Consider the following 18,115-nt stretch of genomic DNA (forward strand, 5'->3'; position numbering starts at 1 on the left):
CACCCCGTCGTCCTTGGAGGCCCCGATGACCGGCATCCTCGCCCACATGTCCGCGCCTTGGCAGTCCTGGGGTCTGCAGGCCGAACACAACATCCATCCCACGGAGAAGCACCCCACCCGCGGCGCCCTGATCGGCCTGATCGCCTCCGCGATGGGCCGCTCCAGCGATCACCCCAACCCCGACCTGCAGCACCTGCGCTTCACCATCCGCATCGACCGCCCCGGCGAGCGGGAGGTCGACTTCCACACCATCGGCGGCGGCCTGCCCGCGCACCTAGCCGTGCCCAAGGCCGAGGGCGGCCCCCGCGACGAGGGCACCAGCACCATGGTCACCGAACGCGCCTACCGCGCCGGCGCCGCGTTCACCCTGGCCATCACCGGCCCCGCCGACACCATCGCCCACGCCGCCCACTCCCTGGCCAACCCCGTGTACGGGCCCTATCTGGGACGCCGCTCCTGCCCGCCCGACGTGCCGATCTTCCTCACCACCCACCCCGACCCCGTCGCCGCCCTCGACCACCTCCCGCTGCACCGTCCCGCCCCCGCGTCCTGGGACGAGCGCCAGGGCGTCGGCTTCGTCTACGACACCGCCCCCGAACCCGGTGCCCGGCCCGATCGCCAACTGCGCGACCAGCCCCTGCCCGGACGGCACTTCACCGACCGCGACGTGTGGTACCGCACCCGCCACATCCCCGCCCCGGACGCCGGCCTCGGCACCACCTACCTCACCGCCCTCAGCGACTACCTGGAGAACGCCCGATGACCGCCCTCACCGAAGGCCTCCACCTCGCGCGGCTCTCCCTCAACCCCTACTCGCAGGAGGCCCGTGACGACCTCAAGGAGCGCGGCTCGCTCCACCGCCGCATCCAGGCCCTCTTCCCCGACCAGCTCGGCGCCGAGCCCCGCGCCGCCGCCCGCATCCTCTTTCGCCTGGAACGCACCGAACAGGCCGCCACCGTCCTCATCCAGTCCTCGATCCCCATCAACCGCAACGCCCTGCCCACCGGCTACACCAACGCCGACGTCGAGTACCGCGACCTGACGCCGCTGCTGGACTGGGCCGGCACCGGCCGCATCGTCCAGTACCGCATCGACGCCCACCCCGCCCGCGCCGTGCGGGCCCCGCACGAACCGGGCGTCGCCCGCCCCCGCGGCAAGCGGGTACCCCTGCAAGGGCAGGACGCCATCGACTGGTGGCACCGCCAGGCCACCCTCGCCGGACTCCAGCCCCACGTCGTCCTCGACCTCGAACAACCCGCCGTCACCGCCAACCGCGACAGCGGCAAGCGGATCTCCTACCGCGTCACCCGCTTCGAAGGCACCGCCACCATCACCGACCCCGACACCCTCCACGAAGCGCTGCGCCAGGGCATCGGCCAGGGCCGCGCCTTCGGCCTCGGCATGCTCTCCATCGCCCCCAACCGCGCCTGACCACCCCGCCCGGAGAACGACCAACGTGCCCGCACCGCTCGACCCTCGCCTGCCCGCCAAAGAACACGGCCTCAAGGAGCCCTACCCCACCGGCTGCCACGCCCTGGACGCCGGCGCCATGGCCGAACGCCTGTGGAACACCTACCTCACCCCCGCCCAGCGCCGCGTCATCGCCACCGGCTGGGGCCTGACCGACGACCAGGCTCGCACCCTGATCGTCTTCCTCGCCGCCCTCCACGACCTCGCCAAGATCAGCCCCACCTTCCTTCGCGGCCTGGGCGACGCCGACCAGCTCACCGGCACCCCCGGCTACCCCGCCGCCCCGCCCGGCGAGCGACTGCGCCACGACCGCGGCGTCCACCTCGCCCTGCCCAACATCCTCCACCGCACCCACCAACTCCCCCTCGACGACCGCCCCCTGCGCCTGGTCGCCCACCAACTCGCCCAGATACTCGGCGGCCACCACGGCCTGTGGCACCCCGCCCTCTCCCACCACGGCAACCAGCTCACCTGCCCCCTCGACGCCGCCCCCGGCCTCGGCCGCGAACAGTGGGACACTCAGCGCGAAGCCCTCCTCCGCCTGGCCGCCGACCACCTCGGCGTCCCGGTCATGCCCAACCGGGTCGCCCCCGCACCGGCCGCCGTCCTCGTCACCGGCACCGTCATGCTCGCCGACTGGCTGGTCTCCCAGATCGGCTGGATCCGTGCCCGCCAGCGCCAGTGGAAGAAGAACCCCGGCGACTGGGCAGCCCACCTCGCCGCCGCGCGCCGCGCCGCACCCCGCGCCCTGCAGCGCGCCCAGCTCACCACCGCGCCCCGCCCCAAAACCACGGCCTTCACCGGCCTCTTCCCCCACCTCGCCGGCCACCCGCTCCACCCGCTCCAGGAAGACCTGGAACAGCGCCTCCCCGCCCTCATCAAGAACGGCGGGCCCGGCCTGCTGCTCGTCACCGCCCCCACGGGCGACGGCAAGACCGAGTCAGCCCTCCTCGCCAGCGCGATCCTGGCCGCCGCCAGCGGCGCGGCCGGCCCCTGCGTCCTGCTGCCCACCATGGCCACCACCGACGCCATGTGGAAGCGCCTGCGCGACCACTGCCGCCACCTCGCGAACCTCACCGGCCGCCGCCACCCCACCGCCCTCCTCCACTCCGCGGCCTGGTACCACGCCGATTACAACCCCGCCGGCGACACCGCGCACTGCGACCACGCCACCGTCGACGAATGGCTGCGCGGCCGATACCGCGGCCTGCTCACCCACGCCTGCGCCGGCACCTGGGACCAGGCCGCAACCGCGGTCCTCCCGGTGAAGTACAACGCCATGCGCTGGCTCGGCCTGTCTCGCCACGTCGTCGTCGTCGACGAAGCCCACGCCTACGGCGCCTACGAGCACTACCTCACCGCCCGCCTCCTCGAATGGCTCGGCGCCCTCGGCACCCCCGTCGTCCTGCTCTCCGCCACCCTTACCGGCCGCACCGCCGCCAGCCTCATCAACGCCTACCGCACCGGCCAAAACCCCAAGGCGGTGCCCGAGAAGATCCAGCCCGCCTACCCCGGCTGGTCCTACACCGACGCCAACGGCACCACCACCGTCTCCCACGACGACATCCCCTCCAGCCGCGCCCACCAGCTCACCATCACCATGCCCGACGCCACCCCCGACGACCCCACCACCTTCGGCAGCCGCACCCACGCGCTCCTCGACGCCCTCGCACCGCTGCGCGACACCCACACCGGCAGCGCCCTCGTCGTCTGCAACACCGTCGCCGCCGCCCAGGGCACCCACCAACTCCTGCGCGCCACCTGGGGAACCGGCCCCGACACTCCCCGTCTGCTCCTGCTCCACTCCCAACTGCCCGCCCACCGGCGCACCGCCATCACCCGGCGCATCGAACGCTGGACCGGACGAGGCCGCACCCGACCCAACCGCCCCTTCGTCGTCGTCAGCAGCCCTGTCTGCGAACAGAGCCTCGACGTCGACTTCGACCTCGTCATCTCCGACCTCGCCCCCGCAGCCCAGCTCCTCCAGCGCGCCGGCCGCGGCCACCGACACCACCGCACCGACCGACCCACCTGGGCCCAGCACCCCACCCTCGTCGTCCTCACCCCGCCCGGCGCCATGCCGCCCGCCTGGCTCTACATCTACGACAAGATCCTGCTCCTCAACACCCGCCAGCAGCTACACGATCTCGATCCCACGAAGACCGGGACCGTCTCCCTCGCCGTGCCCCAACAGGTCCAGAACCTCATCGACGCCGTGTACGCGGACGACTTCACCACCCCCGACGGCCGCGCCCGCGAAGTCCAGGACCGCCAGCGCACCGCCCAAGCCGCCATCACCGCCATCAACCCGCCCAGCAAGGTCCACGATCTCCACCTCCTCTCCGAAGGCCTTGTCGACGACCCCGCCACCCGCCTCGGCGCCGACAGCCTGCGCATCCTGCCCGTCTACACCCAGCCCGACGGCACCCGCTGGCTCAACCGCCGCTGCACCACCCCGCTACCCGAAACCATCAACCCCGACGACCTCCACACCATCCGCCACCTCATGAACCTCACCCTCCCCATCCGCGCCGACCTCCTCCAACACCACGACCCCGACACCGCCCCACCCCCCGGATGGCGAACCATCGGAGGCCTACGCCACCTCACCCTCCTCCCTCAACCCGCCACCTCAACAGGAACCCGCTCCTACCGAACCCCAACCACCACCATCCAGCTCCACCCCACCCTCGGACTCACCACCACCAGACGCTGACCACGTAGAGTCAGACCAGGTCCAAACAGCCCACGCTCCTTGATAAAAGAAACAGCAAAGCCCTCCCAGCACCGCAGGTCGCGAAGGGTCCTCTCCGCCCACGCGGAGGTCTTCCGTTCATCACCTTCTCGTCCGCGGGCAGCGGCAAGTCCTCTCCGCCCACGCGGAGGTCTTCCGACATCGGCGTTGCGGGCCTCGTCGGTGAAGTCGTCCTCTCCGCCCACGCGGAGGTCTTCCGGCCGGCGGCTTCGGGTTCGCCGCCGGGAGGAGGTCCTCTCCGCCCACGCGGAGGTCTTCCGAGCCCATCGCCCTTGAGGGCTGAGGCCCCAACGTCCTCTCCGCCCACGCGGAGGTCTTCCGGCCTCCGACGAGGTCGCGCCGGCCTTCCGTCAGTTCTCTCCGCCCACGCGGATGTCGGCCGGAGGGCGGGGCGTTCCGCCCGTGACTGGAGGTGTCCTCTCCACCCGTGTGGAGGTCGGCCGGCCATCACCGGGTCCTTGCAGCCCTTGGGCACGTCCTCTCCGCCCACGCGGAGGTCCTCCGTAGCGGCGCCAGTAGGTCTCCCGCCAGTGGATGTCCTCTCCGCCCACGCGAGGTCTTCCGGCGGTCATCACGCCGTTGGTGCTGGGGGGTTCGTCCTCTCCGCCCACGCGGAGGTCTTCCATCGATGGTCGCCACACCGGTCGTGAACAGCGCGTCCTCTCCGCCCACGCGGAGGTTGGCCGAACCCGCCGCCGCGCTGGCCCTACCCGGCTCAGTGCCCGCCACCCGAGCGGAGGTTGGCTGCGGGCCATCCACTCCAGGATGATGCAGACGGCATGTTCTCCGCCCGTGCGGAGGTTGGCCGCTACTCACCGCGCTGCGGCAGATCTGCCCGCAGTCCTTCCCGCCCGCGCGGAGGTTGGCCGTACGACAAGAGCGCGGCGTGGCTCGGCGCATTGTGCTCCCCGCCCGGGCGGAGGTTGGCCGGACTTCACCCGGGCTGAGGCTCTGGCGGCCGTATGCTCTTCGCCCATGCGGAGGTCGGTCAGCGATCGAGGTCATGGGCATCTCCGGCGGGATACCCTCTCCGCCCGCGCGGAGGTCTTCCCAGGTCGGAGATGTGCTACGCGGCGGAAGTCGAGTCCTCTCCGCCTATGCGGAGGTTGACCGATGCGCAGGGGATCCAGGGAGAGGCCAGCCTGGACTTCTCCGCCCAGGCGGAGGTTGGTCCACCCGCACCTACGCGACGTAGAGGCCGAGGAGGTACCCTTCGCCCGCGCGGAGGTCGGCCGATCACCCGAGATGCAACGTCGCAGTATCGACAGAGCCCTCCGCCCATGCGGAGGTTGGCCGCCTCGCGTGCTGCCATCCTCCAGGAGGTCGAGGCGTGCTCCGCCCGCGCGGAGGTCGGCCGGAGAAGGAGGACCGGAACTACGTCAATGCGGTGTCTTCGTTGCCCATGCGGAGCTTGACCGGTGAAATGCTCCTGGCGGTGGAGGTCGCCGCCGCCCTCTCCGCCCTGCGAAGCTTGGCCGGCGGTCAAGACGTGGCTCGTCACTGGATGAGTGTGCTTCCTGCCTGCGCGGAGGTTGGCCACCGATTGGCGACATCGACGCGAAGATCTACCCGCGCCCTCCGCCCGCGCGGAGGTTGGCCGTGCTCCCGGATCTCGCCGCGGTCGGCGAACCCGTCCTCTCGGCCCGTGCGGAGGTTGGCCGCCCATGCGCTGCACGTACTCGGTGGCGATGGCGTCCTCTCCGACCGGGCGGAGGTCGGCCGCGAGGCCCTGAGCGCCGCAAGCTCGCCGCTCTGCCCGCTCTGCCCGTGCGGAGGCCCGCCGTTGGCGCCGGAGACGCGGGCGGCGACGTGTCCGCGCTCTCCGCCCTCGCGGAGCTTGGCTGTGGGGCGCGATCGACGGGACGCTGATCTACCGGTCCTCTCCGCCCGTGCCGAGGTTGGCCGGTGGCCTACATCATCATCCCCGTCTACATCCCTTCCTCTCCGCCGTGCGGAGGTTGGCCGCCCATGCCGTGAAGCTTGACCTCCCGGCTCAGGAACTCTCCACCCGCGGAGGTCGGCCAGGACCGGACGAAAAGCGGCCCATTCCGTAGATGTGCTCTCCGCCTACGCGGAGGTTGGCCGTAGAGCCCACCGGTCGGACTGACTCGAATAGCTTGCTCTCCGCCGACGCGGAAGTCAGCCAGCCCAGGACAAGAACGTAGTCACCAGAGAAGTCTGCTTTCCGCACGCGCGGAGGTCGGCCGGAGGTTGGTCGCGGGGCTGAGCACTACTACCTGTGCTCTCCGCCCTTGCGGAGGTTGGCCGCCGGGGACGGTGTAGTGGCGGTCAGCAGCAATGTGCCCTCCGCCCGCGCGGAGATAGGTCGGTGGCGTCGTAGTAGGCTCGGTCCTGATCAGTGAGCCTTCGCCATCTTCGAACGTGCTGGTCGGAGGGGCTGGCGTGGCGCTCGGTCGGGGTGCTCGGGCTGGTCGCGGGCGGGTGTCTGCGGTCTTGATCGTCTGACGCGGCGGGCCGGGGCGGCTTCTCCGGTTCCTCCGCGTCGTCGGCCCCATGCCGCCTACCATCCGATTCATGGTGGAGTCCGAGATCGCGGAACGGATCGCGGCGCGACGCGCGGAGCTGGACGAACTGGAAGACCAGCTGGTCAAGCAGTTGGAGGAGGTGCGGGCCGAGCGCGACGAACTCGCCGTGGCCGAACGGGTCTGGCAGCGGATGGCTGAACAGCTCGCCGCGCAGACGGCGGCGGCCGCACCGGTGCCGGTGGAGGTGGCGGGCCGAGCGGTGCTGCTGGTCCCGCACCGGGGGCACGGCGTGGCCGAGGACGCGCTGCCGCCGGACTACCAGCGCATCCTCGCCATCGTGCGCGACGCGGGCGGCCCGGTTGCGACCAGGCGGGTCGGCGAGGTGCTGGGGCTTCCGGTGGCGGTGCGGGGCAAGCTGGAGCCGTTGCGCGGAAAGCTGTCCAAGCTCGCCGGGCGGGGCTGGCTGCGCAAGCTGCCCGACGGGCGCTTCACCGCCCGCCTGTGACCGGGACCGCAGTGCGGGGCATGGCGTAACTGTGCTGCCCCCGGCGGTCGTTGAGATTGTGTGACGAATAACAACGCGCCCGCCGAGGGCGTCTCCCTTGTCTACCAGTGCAAGCTGAACCTGTCCACGAGCACGATCGACCACCTCGCCGACCTGCTGCGCTCCCGGCTGAAGGCGATACGTTCCCCGTGGCGGTCGCTGCCGCCGGGCCGGATCGCGGTGCTCGTGCTGGCCATGCTGCGGCACGACCAGCGCCTGCTGGACCTCGCCGGCGGCAACGGCGTGCCGGAATCCACTCTGCGGCGCTGGCGCGACGAGATGATCGACCTGCTCGCAGCCCGCGCCCCGCGCCTGGACCGGGCGCTTCGCCAGGTAGCCCGGCGGGGCGGCGAGGTCGTGCTGATCGACGGCACCTTGATCCCCACCCAGCGCCGCACCGGAGCGGAGAACCGGCGCAACTATTCCGGCAAGCACCACAGCCACGGCCTGCACTTCCTCGCCCTGACCGACGAGAAGGGCAGGTTGATCTGGATCTCCGCCGCCCGGCCGGGCCGGACCCACGACGCCACGGCGACCCGCCACGACAAGATCGTCGATCACCTGAAGGCGGCCGGCCTCGGCGCGCTCGCCGACCTGGGCTTCATCGGCGTCGACAAGCCCGAGGACCCCGACGACCTGGTCATCGTCACCGGCTACAAGGCCACCCGCGCCCGCCAGCTCACCCCGGGCCAGAAGCAGGCCAACCGAATCCTGGCCGCCGGGCGCGCCCCGGTCGAACACGGTTTCGCGAACCTGAAGGCCTGGCGCGTGCTGACCAAGCTCCGCACCGACCCCGCCCGCGCCACCGCCCTCCTGCGCGCCCTGCTCGTCCTGACCAACCTCGAGGTCAACCGGTGACGCACGGTTGACGGATGATCAAGACCGCAGACTCCCGCCCGCGACCAGCCCGAGCATCCCGACCGAGCGCCACGCCAGCCCCTCCGACCAGCACGTTCGAAGATGGCGAAGGCTCAGTGCTGTCTGCCTGCGCGGAGGTCGGCCGCGGGTGGCCGCGGACTGCGAGTGCCAGCCTTCGTGATCTCCGCCCCTGCGGAGGTAGGCCCGCGAGGATCATCAGGTACATGGCTGCCTCGTCGTGCTCGCTCTGCCCACGCGGAGGTCGGCCGTACCTTGGATGGGCGCCACCATATTTCCCCGCATCCTCTCCGCCCGGGCGGAGGTTGACCGAACTATGCCTATGCCGTCCGACTGGAAATTTCGTGCCCTCCGCCCGCGCGGGGTTCGCCGTCGTAGATATAGGTGATCCGATCGACCTACAGGTGCTCTCCGCCCGCGCGGAGGTTGGCCGTAGGCGTTCGCGAACTGATGCGTCCCAACGACGTGCACTCCGCCCACGCGGAGGTCTTCCGTCCTGCTTGGCCTTGGTGCCGATGTGGTTGGAGTCCTCTCCGCCCGCGCGGAGGTTGCCCGCGGGTTCTGCTGCACTGCGTCGCGGGCCGCTCGTGCTCTCCGCCCACGCGGAGGTCCGTCGCCGAGGTGCCCCACGCCGATTCGCCGGTGCCGGTGCCCTCCGCCCGCGCAGAGGTAGGCTCGCCAGGATCATCAGGTACATGCCTGCCTCGTCGCGCCCCCGCCCACGCGGAGGTTGGCCGGTACGGCCGATTCGATCGAACTCGGGGAGCGTGTCCTCTCCGCCCACGCGGAGGTTGGCCGGCCCGCGGTATCGCCGTGCCGGCCGAGGCCCGGTCCTCTCCGCCCGCGCGGAGGTTGGCCGCGGCCTACGGTTTCCAGGCCGAGCCGCACGAGGCCCTCTCCGCCCACGCGGAGGTTGACCCCAGCTGCTCAACGCGCTGCGCGAGACCAAGCGGTCCTCTCCGCCCGCGCAGAGGTTGGCCGACATAGGTGGACGTGACATTCAGTGCGCCCAAGTGCCTCCGCCCGCGCGGAGGTCGACCGAATGTGGTCGGCTGGCCCGAGAACAAGGTTCAGTGCCCTCCGCCCTCGCCAAGGTCCGTCGCCGAGGTGCCCCACGCCGATTCGCCGGTGCCTGTTCCCTCTGCCCGCGCAGAGGTAGGCTCGCCAGAATCATCAGGTACATGGCTGCCTCGTCGCGCCCCCGCCCGCGCGGAGGTCTGCCGGACAGCGGAATCAAGTTCGTTCCGTGGGAACAATGCTCTCCGCCCGTGCGGAGGTTGGCCGCCGCCGCCGACCCCGACCGCCCGCAGCTGCATATGTTCTCCGCCCGCGCGGACGTTGGCCGATCTTGTCCGGATCCCAGAAGGCCAGCACCTGGTTTTCTCCGCCCGTGCGGAGGTTCGCCGGCCGGGGCCCACCAACGGCTCATCACCGGCGGGTACTCTCCGCCCGCGCGGAGGCTCGCCAAGCACCTCCTTCTCCTGGGCATTCCTAGCCTCGTGCTCTCCGCCCGCGCAGAGGTTGACCAATCCAAATATCGTGGGTCTGCCAATTCGTCGATCTGTTCTCCGTCCCTGCGGAGGTTGGCCGTGGGTGCCGAGCTTCGGCGACGACATGGCACAGTCCTCTCCGCCCGTGCGGAGGTTGACCGTTGGGCTGCCGGACACCGTCGTAGACGAGCGTGTTCTCTCCGCGCACGCGGAAGTCGGCCGGCGCTGCACTACCAGCTCAAGCGCGCGCTGGCGTGCGCTACGCCCGTGCGGAGGTTGGCCGGTCATGACCGAGGTCGGCCGCGAGTACGAGGGGTTCCCTCCGCCCACGCAGAGGTTGGCCGTCGTGGGGACGGAACGAGGCCGCGTAGCCCAGGTCGTTTCCGCCCGCGCGGAGGTTGGCCGCGAAGCGCCGATCCATACCTGGCTCCGTCAGAGTGCTCTCCGTCTGTGCGGAGGTTGGCCGCGGCTGCGGGTCTCGGCGAGAATCCGTCCACACTGCTCTCCGCCGTACGGAGGTTGGCCGACCACCGCGATGCAGGTGGCCGCCGACGCCGTCTCCTGTCCGCCCGTGCGGAGGTTGGCCGTCGACCTGCTCGGCGGCGCGGATCGGCGTCACGTGCTCTCCGCCTTCGCGGCGGAGGTTGGCCGACCCTGCACCACCGGCTCAAGTGAGCGCTGGCGCACCCTCCGCCCGTGCGGAGTTTGGCCGGACGGCATCCCAGCCGCGTTCACCAAGCGCGGGTGCTCTCCGCCTGCGCGGAGGTGGGCCGATCATCACCATCTGGATGACGCCGATCAGCAGGTACCTCCGCCCGCGCGGAAGTTAGCCGGACGCCGTGGAGACCCTGGCGACCAAAAATGTATTCTCTCCGCCCACGCGGAGGTTTGCCGATCTTCGCGGCCTCGTCCTTCGGAGCGTACATGTGCCCTCCGCTCGCGCGGAGGTCGGCCGCCGACGCCGCCCTTGAGCAGGCCGCCAATACTGTGCTCTCCGCCGACGCGGAGGCTGGTCGCCCCACCTGATGCTCACCCAGACGCCCTGGCCGCGCTATCCGCCCGCGCGGAGGTCGGCCGCAGCCGTCACAGCTTCGGATATTGAGATCGACTCGCTCTCTGCCGCACAGAGGTTGGCCGCGGTTCGGCTGGCGGCTGTGTACCTAATCACACGCTCTCCGCCCACGCGGAGGTTGGCCGTCGTTCTGCTCCTCCAGCACGAGGAACCAGCGGTCCTCTTCGCCCACGCGGAGGTTGGCCGGTCTTGACCTTGATCTCGTCGCCGGCTTCGATGTCCTCTCCGCCCGCGCGGAGGTTGACCGCGGCAGTTGACCGATGAGGGGTCGGCGTGGCCGTCCTCCCCGCCCGCGCGGAGGTTGACCGGTGCTGCGCACCGACGCGAACCGGGCGACCGCGTCCTCTCCGCCTGGGCGGAGGTTGGCCGCGGATCTGCATCGTCTACTGCTCCTACGGGTCGTCCTCTCCGCCCGCGCGGAGGTTGGCCGGCGCTGTGGTGGCTGCACGGCCTGTGGGAGGAGTCCTCTCCGCCCGCGCGGAGGTTGGCCGGGCGGTTACGGCGACGACCTTTCGGAGGTGCGGTCCTCTCCGCCCGCGCGGAGGTTGGCCGGTGGTGCCGAGGATCGGCTCCAGGGCGTCCTTGTGCTCTCCGCCTGCGCGGAGGTTGGTCGGAGGTGGCTGGCGTCTTCGACCTGCTGGCCGCGTGGTCTCCGCCCATGCAGAGGTTGGCCGTTCGGGTTCAGCCCCACATACAGCACATCCTGTCCTCTCCGCTGTGCGGAGGTTGACCGATGGCCTACATCATCATCCCCGTCTATATCCCATCCTCTCCGCCGTGCGGAGGTTGGCCGTACGGCGGATACGCCTTCGTCGACAACGCCAAGTCCTGTGCGCCCGCGCGGAAGTTGGTCGTCGCGCCTGATCGCGGCGCTGACTGGTGTGTGGTGCTCTCGGCCCGCGCGGAGGTTGGCCAGGCGGACAGGGCCAGCTGACCGAGGCCGGGAAGTGCTCTCCGCCCGCGCGGAGGTTGGCCGAGGCCGCGCAGCATCACCGTGCCGTCCGGCATGTCCTTTCCGTCTACGCGGAGGTTGGCCGCCGCGCCGCACATCCGGATGGCGGAGGAGAAGTCTTCTCCGCCCTGCGCGGAGGTCTTCCGACGTCCGGCTTGTTCGAGGTCAGCATCACCGCGTCCTCTCCGCCTGGGCGGAGGTCTCGCGGATGCTCGTCAGGTCAGCGTGGGCGCCGCCGTCCTCTCCGCCTGTGCGGAGGTAGACCCGCCAGGATCATTAGGTACATCGCTGCCTCATCGTGCCCTCCGCCCGCGCGCGGAGGTTGACCAGGCTGTACAACCAGAGTCCGTGTCAGGATGATGTACCCTCCGCCCACGCGGAGGTTGGCCGTTGGCGTCTGGGCTGCTCGGCGGCGCGGATAGGACCTCTCCGCCCACGCGGGGTTCGCCGTCGTAGATTTGGGTGATCCGATCGACCTACAGGTGCTCTCCGCCCGCGCGGAGGTCTTCCGGATGTCACCACCACCTCGACCAACGCGAAGGGGGTCCTCTCCGCCCACGCGGAAGTTGGTCGGTGGTCGGCATCGGCGACCCGATGCAGTTGCAGTCCATTCCGCCCACGCGGAGGTCTTCCGTCCTGCTTGGCCTTGGTGGCGATGTGGTTGGAGTCCTCCCCGCCCGCGCGGAAGTTGGCCGGACCGCGCCCAGGGTTTTACCACCGACACTGCGTGCCCTCCGCCCGCGCGAAGGTTGGCCGTCCGTCATAGAACAGGCAGTTCGAGCCCTGGTGTCTCTCCGCCCTTGCGGAGGGTGGTCTCGGCAAGGATGAAACTGACCCCCTGAGCGGCGGTGGTCGATCACCCCGACGACTCGGAAGCCGCACTGCTTGGCGAGGTCGGCGGTCCGGGGCACCTGGTCGAAGCTGCTCTCGCCCCATGCCGACTGCGGCACGCCCGCAGGTGGAGAGGGGCAGCTTGGCCGGCACCGGGCAAGGGCAGCAGCTGCGTGGAAGCTACCTACGGTCACCCTACGACAGCGCTGCCGCCCCGCCCGGCCGCTGCGGAGGGCCGGCGCCACACCTCGCTCTTGTGCAGTCTCAACAACAGGGCGGAGCCATGCGGATGGTGTCGAATTCGGCAGATCGGCCCGCATTTGGGCTGTGGACCGGGCGAACCTCCGATTCCTGGCTCCAGGGTCGGAACGCATCCACTACCCGAGCCGGAATCCGTTTCCCGCCGCCACCCGGTGTTGCACCGTGGAGACGCCCTGAAGCCCAGTGGAATTCGCCGAGCAGGGTTTTCACGCGGCCTGCGCCGCCGGTACTCTGGCTGAAAGCGGACGCGTGGGCCTTCGGCTGGCTGGTCCCCGGGGGCAGCTCCTCACGGCCCGCCCGGAGGGTCCTGGTCCCCAACTGGTCCCCAGCAAGATCGTTTAGGGGTGTTCGCAGGTGGCTCGCTTCCCTGACGGGGCGTCATGCGAAAGGCCGCTGACCTGGGATTTCTCCCGGCCAACGGCCTTTCCGACTCACGTCGGGACGACAGGATTTGAACCTGCGACCCCTTGACCCCCAGTCAAGTGCGCTACCAAGCTGCGCCACGTCCCGTGGTTTCGATGCCGTGCGGCTGGGCCTGGAGGGCTCTGCCGGGTGGCTTCTCGACCTTGTCTCCGGTTGTCCCGGCGACGTGGAAAACAATACAGCACGTCGGGGGGTGCTCGCTGCCAGGTTTCGGGGGTGGGGTTGGTCAGGGGGTCGGGTGGCGGGCGTCGTAGGTGAGGAAGGCGGGGCGGCGGGCGGCGAGGAGGAGGACGCAGGCGACGCAGGCGAGGCCGCCGGTGATGACGGAGGTGGCGGGGTTGCTGAGGGCGGCGACGGCGCCGGACTCGAAGTCGCCGAGGCGGGGGCCGCCCGCCACGACGACGATGAAGATGCCCTGGAGGCGGCCGCGCATCTCGTCGGGGGCCGCGACCTGCATCATCGTGTTGCGGAAGATCATGCTGACGGTGTCGGCGCAGCCGGCCACCGCGAGCAGCAGGAGGCCGAGCCAGAGGTTGTGGAGTGCGCCGAAGGCCGCGATGGCGAGGCCCCAGGCGGAGACGGCGGCGAGGATCGCGACGCCCTGGCGGTGGACCCGGCTCACCCAGCCGGAGAAGAGCGCGCCGATCAGGGCGCCGACGGCCGGGGCGGAGACGAGCAGGCCGACGGTACGGGCGTCGCCGGCGTAGAAGGTGACGGCGATCGCCGGGAAGAGGGCGCGCGGCATGCCGAAGATCATCGCGGCCAGGTCGGCGAGGAAGCTGGTGCGCAGGTTGGGCTGCTCGCGCAGGAAGCGCAGGCCGTCGAGGACGGAGGCGCGGCCTTTGCGCTCTCCGTGCGGTCGCATGGCGGGCAGGCGCCCCATGGCGTAGAGGGTGCCGGTGAAGGCGACGGTGTCGACGAGGTAGGCGGACTGGGCGCCGAAGGCGCCGATCAGGACGCCGCCGAGCATCGGGCCGACGGTGAGGCCGAGGTTCATGCTGACGGTGTTCAGTGCGTTCGCCGCCGGGAGCTGGTGGGCGGGAACCAGTCGCGGGATCATCGCCGAGCGGGCGGGCGAGCTGAGCGCGAAGAACCCGGCCTGGACGGCGACCGCCGCGTAGAGGACGGCCACCAGGCCGAGCCCGGCCAGCGCCTGGGCGGCGAGGGCGGCGGAGACGGCGGCCAGGCCAGCCGAGCCGATCAGGCCGAGCTTGCGCCGGTCGACGGTGTCGGCGATGGCGCCGCCGTACAGGCCGAAGGCGACCAGCGGGACGAGCGAGAACAGGCCCACCAGTCCGGTCGCGAAGGCGGAGCCGGTCAGGTCGTAGACCTGGACGGAGACGGCCACGGCGGTCATCTGCTGGCCTATGGAGGACACCGCCTGTCCGGACCAGACCCGGCGGTAGTCGGGGTTCTCACGCAGCGGACTGAGGTCGGCGAAGGCTCGTCGGTACCAGGGAACGCCCGCCGAAGCGGAGGAAGTGGAGTGAGCGGAGGGAGCCGGCGGAGCCGGCATGGCGGAGGGAGTGGGAGGTGCAAGGGGATCGGCGGCCGGGGCTTCAGGGGGTTGGTTGGTCGTCACAACGGTCCATAGTTGCTCCGGCTTCCGCCAAACCCAACACCGGGTCCGCCTCACCCGCCCCGCCGACCGGGCCCCGCGCCCGGCCGGCCGACGACGCCGCTTCGCGTTCTACCTGCTCAGCACCTGCTTCTCCCCCGCCTCCACCGCGAAGTCCAGCCGGTTGCCCGGCGGCGGGAACGGGCAGATGAAGTGGTCCGCGAAGGCGCAGGGCGGCAGGTAAGCCCGGTTGAAGTCGAGGACGGTCCGGCCGTCACCGTCGGGTGCCGGCAGGGTGATGAAACGGAAGCGGTAGGTGTCGATTCCGCTGGTGGCGTCCGCGATGACGCCGGTGAGGCGCTGCCCCGCGCGGCTGACGGTCAGCGTGCGGTGCTCGCCTGCCACGGTGAACTCGATGGTGCCGGTGACCGCCAGCGGGCGGTCCTTGCCGTCCGCGTTCGGGACCAGCACCGACTGTCCCTCCTCCTCGAAGGGGGTGTAGACGGCGGGTACGGCCCACTCGGGCGCGTACGGGTAGGCGGCGATGCCCGCGAAGCCCGTCCGGGCGGGCGAGGCCGGGTCGAAGACCCGGAGGGCGAGCTCGCCCTCCCTCTCGATCGGGACGAGCAGCAGCTCGCCCAGGGTGGCGGTGTCGGCGGCCGGATCGGTGTCGGGGCGCAGCAGCACCTCGCCGTCCACAGGACCGTCGGCGCCGTCGACGGTGATGCCGTCGACCGCCGCGGCCCGTACCCGGACGCCCTCGGCGTCGGCCCACCAGTGCCCGGGCAGGCCCGGGACCTCGGCCGGTTCGGGCTCCAGCCAGTGCGTGCCGGTGAGTGCGAGCTGGCCGTGCGGCGCGCTCACCGACGCCGCCCGCCGGTCACTCCAGTGCTTCCAGTCCTCCGCTGCCGTCGCCGTCATCGGTGAACCCTCCCGCTCCGGTCCGCGGACGGCCCGCCGTTCGAGCCGTCCGTCTCGGTCATCCTGCACAACGCCGTGCGCCGGTACGGATCATTCCCACGGCCCCGGCAAGCCGCCGAACGTGCAAGGAGACTGCAGGGAGATTGCACGGAGACCGCAACGCAACGCACCGCACCGCACCGCAACGCAACGCAACGCGACGCGAGCAGACGCCGTGCGGCGACATAGCGGCAACGACGTGGCGGTAACGCGGCGGCCGCCGGGACACCTGTGCTCAGCCCTTCAGGGGCCGGAACAGGCCCTCCTGCACCACCGACACCACCAGCTGCCCGTTCCGGTCGAAGATCTGCCCGCGCGCCAGGCCGCGCGCGCCGTGGGCGATCGGCGACTCCTGCTGGTAGAGCAGCCAGTCGTCGGTCCGGAACGGCCGGTGGAACCACATCGCGTGGTCCAGCGAGGCCATGTCGAAGTGCCGGGTGCCCCAGAGCGGCTCCACGGGGGCTCGGACGGCGTCCAGCAGCGTCATGTCGCTGGCGTAGGTGAGGGCACAGACGTGGATCAGCGGATCGTCGGGCAGCGGGCCGTTGGTGCGCAGCCAGACGCCGCTGCGCGCCTCGACGTCCACCAGTTCCTCCTTGTTCCAGCGCAGCCGCTCGACGTAGCGGATGTCGAAAGGCTGGCGGCGGCTGATGAACGGGGGCAGCTCGCCGAGCCGGGAGCCGACCTCGTCCAGGGCGCTGGGCAGCTCCTCGGGTGCCGGAACCGACGGCATCGGGTACTGGTGCTCGATGCTGCCCTCCTCCGGTCTGTGGAAGTCGGCGGTGAGCGAGAAGATCGACCGGCCGCCCTGGATGGCGAGCACCCGGCGGGTGGTGAAGGTGCGACCGTCGCGGATCCGATCGACCTGGTAGACGATCGGCACACCGGGCACCCCGGGGCGCAGGAAGTACGCGTGCAGCGAGTGGACGGGGCGCTCGCCCTCGACCGTGCGCCCCGCCGCGACCAGCGCCTGCCCGGCGACCTGACCGCCGAAGGTGCGCTGCAGCGCCTCCTCGGGGCTGCGCCCGCGGAAGATGTTCAGTTCTATCTGCTCCAGGTCCAGCAGATCGACGAGGTCGTCGACGGGGGTACCCATGCGCGCGCTCCCTCTCGTGTTTCCGATCGAGTTCTCCAGCTCTCTCGAATTCTCCGGCGCCCCGGGTCATTCCCGCTCACCGGCCCCGACCCAATGATTCACTCGAACGTGTAAACGAGTGGACAGGTCGACGAACGGCCGAGCACCCTCGAAGCGCAGGGCCCCGCTCCCGCACGACGGGGCGGTGCAGGAGGCAGGAAGCAGGAGGCAGGAGGCAGGAGGCAGGAGGCAGGAGGCAGGAGGCAGGAGGCAGGAGGATGGTGAGGTGATCCAGGGTGACCTGTTCGAGGACCAGCCCGACGACCGGCCCGGCGGCCTCCCGGGCGCGGGCCGGGCCGCCCGGGTGCGGTCCGAGCCCGCCCCCGGGGCCGTCCTGCTGCCTGGCTGGCTGGACCCCGCCGCGCAGCTCCGGCTGGTCGCCGCCTGCCGGGAATGGGCCCGGCCGCCCGCCGGCTTGCACAGCGTGCGGATGCCCACCGGCGGCCTGATGTCGGTGCGGATGGTGAGCCTCGGCTGGCACTGGTACCCGTACGGGTACGCCCGGACCGCCGAGGACGGCGCGCCCGTCAAGCCGTTCCCGGCGCTGCTCGGGGAACTGGCCCGGCGGGCGGTGGCGGAGGCGTACGGGGATCGGGTCGGGGATGTCGCGGGCGCGGCCGCGTACGAACCGGACACCGCGATCGTCAACCACTACGCGCACGGCGCGAAGATGGGCCTGCACCAGGACCGCGACGAACGCGTGGACGCCCCGGTGGTCTCGCTCTCGCTGGGCGACGACTGTGTCTTCCGGCTCGGGAACACCGAGACCAGGACCCGACCGTGGACCGACCTGGAGCTGCACAGCGGGGACCTGCTGGTCTTCGGCGGGCCGGCCCGGTTCGCGTACCACGGGGTGGTACGGACGCTGCCGGGGACGGCGGACCCCGCGCTGGGGCTGGTGGGACGGCTCAACGTCACGGTCCGGCAGTCCGGGCTCCGTGAGGGGAGTAGCTGACGGTGTGAGAGCGGAGGGCACAGGAGCGAAGGAGGAGTAAGGGGACCTGCCGGAGCAGACCCAGCTCCCGCGCGCGGGCCGACCAGGCCTCCCAACCCTGCTGCCGCACGATCTCCTCGCCGACCGTGGTCTGCTCCCGCCGGTTCGCGTGGTCGGGTCAGTCGGCGAAGTGCAGGCTCCCGGACTCCACCCAGGTGGGCGGCCGGATCTGCAGGCCGCCGTAGTAACCGTTGCCGGTGTCCGCCCGCCAGTCGCCACCGCCACCGCGGCACCCGCCCCGATCACGGTCCGGGACGTCCGTTCGTCACTCGCATTCGGCATGGCAGCCGACCCTAGGCAGCTCGACC

The 18,115-nt window shown here is 71.2% G+C and carries 9 protein-coding genes, 1 tRNA gene, 1 pseudogene and 2 CRISPR repeat arrays; of the genes and pseudogenes, 6 read left to right on the top strand and 5 right to left on the bottom strand.

Annotated elements, in window-relative coordinates; all coding sequences use genetic code 11:
* Positions 1-25: 25 nt before the first annotated feature.
* The 5 genes from cas5e (at position 26) to ACH4J0_RS19790 (ending at position 8,113) form a co-directional block, all read left to right on the top strand.
* On the top strand, positions 26-763 hold the full coding sequence (cas5e, locus tag ACH4J0_RS19770) for a type I-E CRISPR-associated protein Cas5/CasD (protein WP_396241743.1): 738 nt from the start codon (positions 26-28) through the stop codon (positions 761-763).
* A complete protein-coding gene (gene cas6e / locus ACH4J0_RS19775) occupies positions 760-1,431 on the top strand; it encodes a type I-E CRISPR-associated protein Cas6/Cse3/CasE (protein WP_396241745.1) in 672 nt (223 codons plus the stop codon). The genes cas5e and cas6e overlap by 4 nt, the downstream gene beginning before the upstream one ends.
* 25 nt (positions 1,432-1,456) lie before the next feature.
* The gene (cas3, locus tag ACH4J0_RS19780) at positions 1,457-4,186 is read left to right on the top strand and encodes a CRISPR-associated helicase Cas3' (RefSeq protein ID WP_396241747.1); all 2,730 of its coding nucleotides are present in this window, start codon (positions 1,457-1,459) and stop codon (positions 4,184-4,186) included.
* 87 nt (positions 4,187-4,273) lie between these two features.
* A CRISPR array of direct repeats spans positions 4,274-5,216; the repeat unit is 29 nt; unit sequence GTCCTCTCCGCCCACGCGGAGGTCTTCCG.
* A gap of 1,544 nt (positions 5,217-6,760) precedes the next feature.
* Entirely contained in the window at positions 6,761-7,216 is a 456-nt protein-coding gene (locus ACH4J0_RS19785) for a hypothetical protein (RefSeq protein WP_396241749.1), read from the top strand.
* Between the two features lie 60 nt (positions 7,217-7,276).
* On the top strand, positions 7,277-8,113 hold the full coding sequence (locus ACH4J0_RS19790) for a transposase family protein (RefSeq protein WP_396241751.1): 837 nt from the start codon (positions 7,277-7,279) through the stop codon (positions 8,111-8,113).
* Positions 8,114-10,304: 2,191 nt separating this feature from the next.
* Positions 10,305-11,730: direct repeats of the CRISPR family, unit length 30 nt; unit sequence GTCCTCTCCGCCCGCGCGGAGGTTGGCCGG.
* A 1,443-nt stretch (positions 11,731-13,173) separates the two neighbouring features.
* Here the strand turns inward: ACH4J0_RS19790 and ACH4J0_RS19795 are convergent.
* The 4 genes from ACH4J0_RS19795 to ACH4J0_RS19810 all read right to left on the bottom strand — a co-directional run bounded on the left by ACH4J0_RS19795 (position 13,174) and on the right by ACH4J0_RS19810 (position 16,774).
* Positions 13,174-13,247: transfer RNA gene (locus tag ACH4J0_RS19795), tRNA-Pro, on the bottom strand.
* Positions 13,248-13,386: 139 nt separating this feature from the next.
* Complete coding sequence (locus ACH4J0_RS19800; RefSeq protein WP_396241753.1) at positions 13,387-14,676, bottom strand: MFS transporter; 1,290 nt, start codon at positions 14,674-14,676, stop codon at positions 13,387-13,389.
* A gap of 174 nt (positions 14,677-14,850) precedes the next feature.
* On the bottom strand, positions 14,851-15,639 hold the full coding sequence (locus ACH4J0_RS19805; RefSeq protein ID WP_396241755.1) for a DUF1684 domain-containing protein: 789 nt from the start codon (positions 15,637-15,639) through the stop codon (positions 14,851-14,853).
* A 274-nt stretch (positions 15,640-15,913) separates the two neighbouring features.
* Positions 15,914-16,774 (bottom strand): acyl-CoA thioesterase, encoded by an 861-nt coding sequence (locus ACH4J0_RS19810; protein WP_396241757.1) that lies wholly within the window; start codon positions 16,772-16,774, stop codon positions 15,914-15,916.
* 343 nt (positions 16,775-17,117) lie between these two features.
* Between ACH4J0_RS19810 and ACH4J0_RS19815 the strand changes: the two genes are divergently transcribed.
* Entirely contained in the window at positions 17,118-17,768 is a 651-nt protein-coding gene (locus tag ACH4J0_RS19815) for an alpha-ketoglutarate-dependent dioxygenase AlkB family protein (protein ID WP_396241835.1), read from the top strand.
* Between the two features lie 157 nt (positions 17,769-17,925).
* On the opposite strand, the pseudogene ACH4J0_RS19820 reads toward ACH4J0_RS19815, so the two are convergent.
* Positions 17,926-18,018: pseudogene (locus tag ACH4J0_RS19820) on the bottom strand (transglycosylase family protein); the annotation flags it as partial.
* Between the last annotated feature and the right edge of the window lie 97 nt (positions 18,019-18,115).

This window comes from Kitasatospora sp. NPDC017646, from assembly GCF_044329365.1.
GTDB lineage: Bacteria > Actinomycetota > Actinomycetes > Streptomycetales > Streptomycetaceae > Kitasatospora.

Coding starts and splice junctions, on each gene's coding strand:
- cas6e (WP_396241745.1), top strand. CDS start 760: ATGACCGCCCTCACCGAAGGCCTCCACCTCGCGCGGCTCTCCCTCAAC.
- ACH4J0_RS19785 (WP_396241749.1), top strand. CDS start 6,761: ATGGTGGAGTCCGAGATCGCGGAACGGATCGCGGCGCGACGCGCGGAG.
- ACH4J0_RS19810 (WP_396241757.1), bottom strand. CDS start 16,774: ATGGGTACCCCCGTCGACGACCTCGTCGATCTGCTGGACCTGGAGCAG.
- ACH4J0_RS19805 (WP_396241755.1), bottom strand. CDS start 15,639: ATGACGGCGACGGCAGCGGAGGACTGGAAGCACTGGAGTGACCGGCGG.
- cas5e (WP_396241743.1), top strand. CDS start 26: ATGACCGGCATCCTCGCCCACATGTCCGCGCCTTGGCAGTCCTGGGGT.
- ACH4J0_RS19800 (WP_396241753.1), bottom strand. CDS start 14,676: ATGCCGGCTCCGCCGGCTCCCTCCGCTCACTCCACTTCCTCCGCTTCG.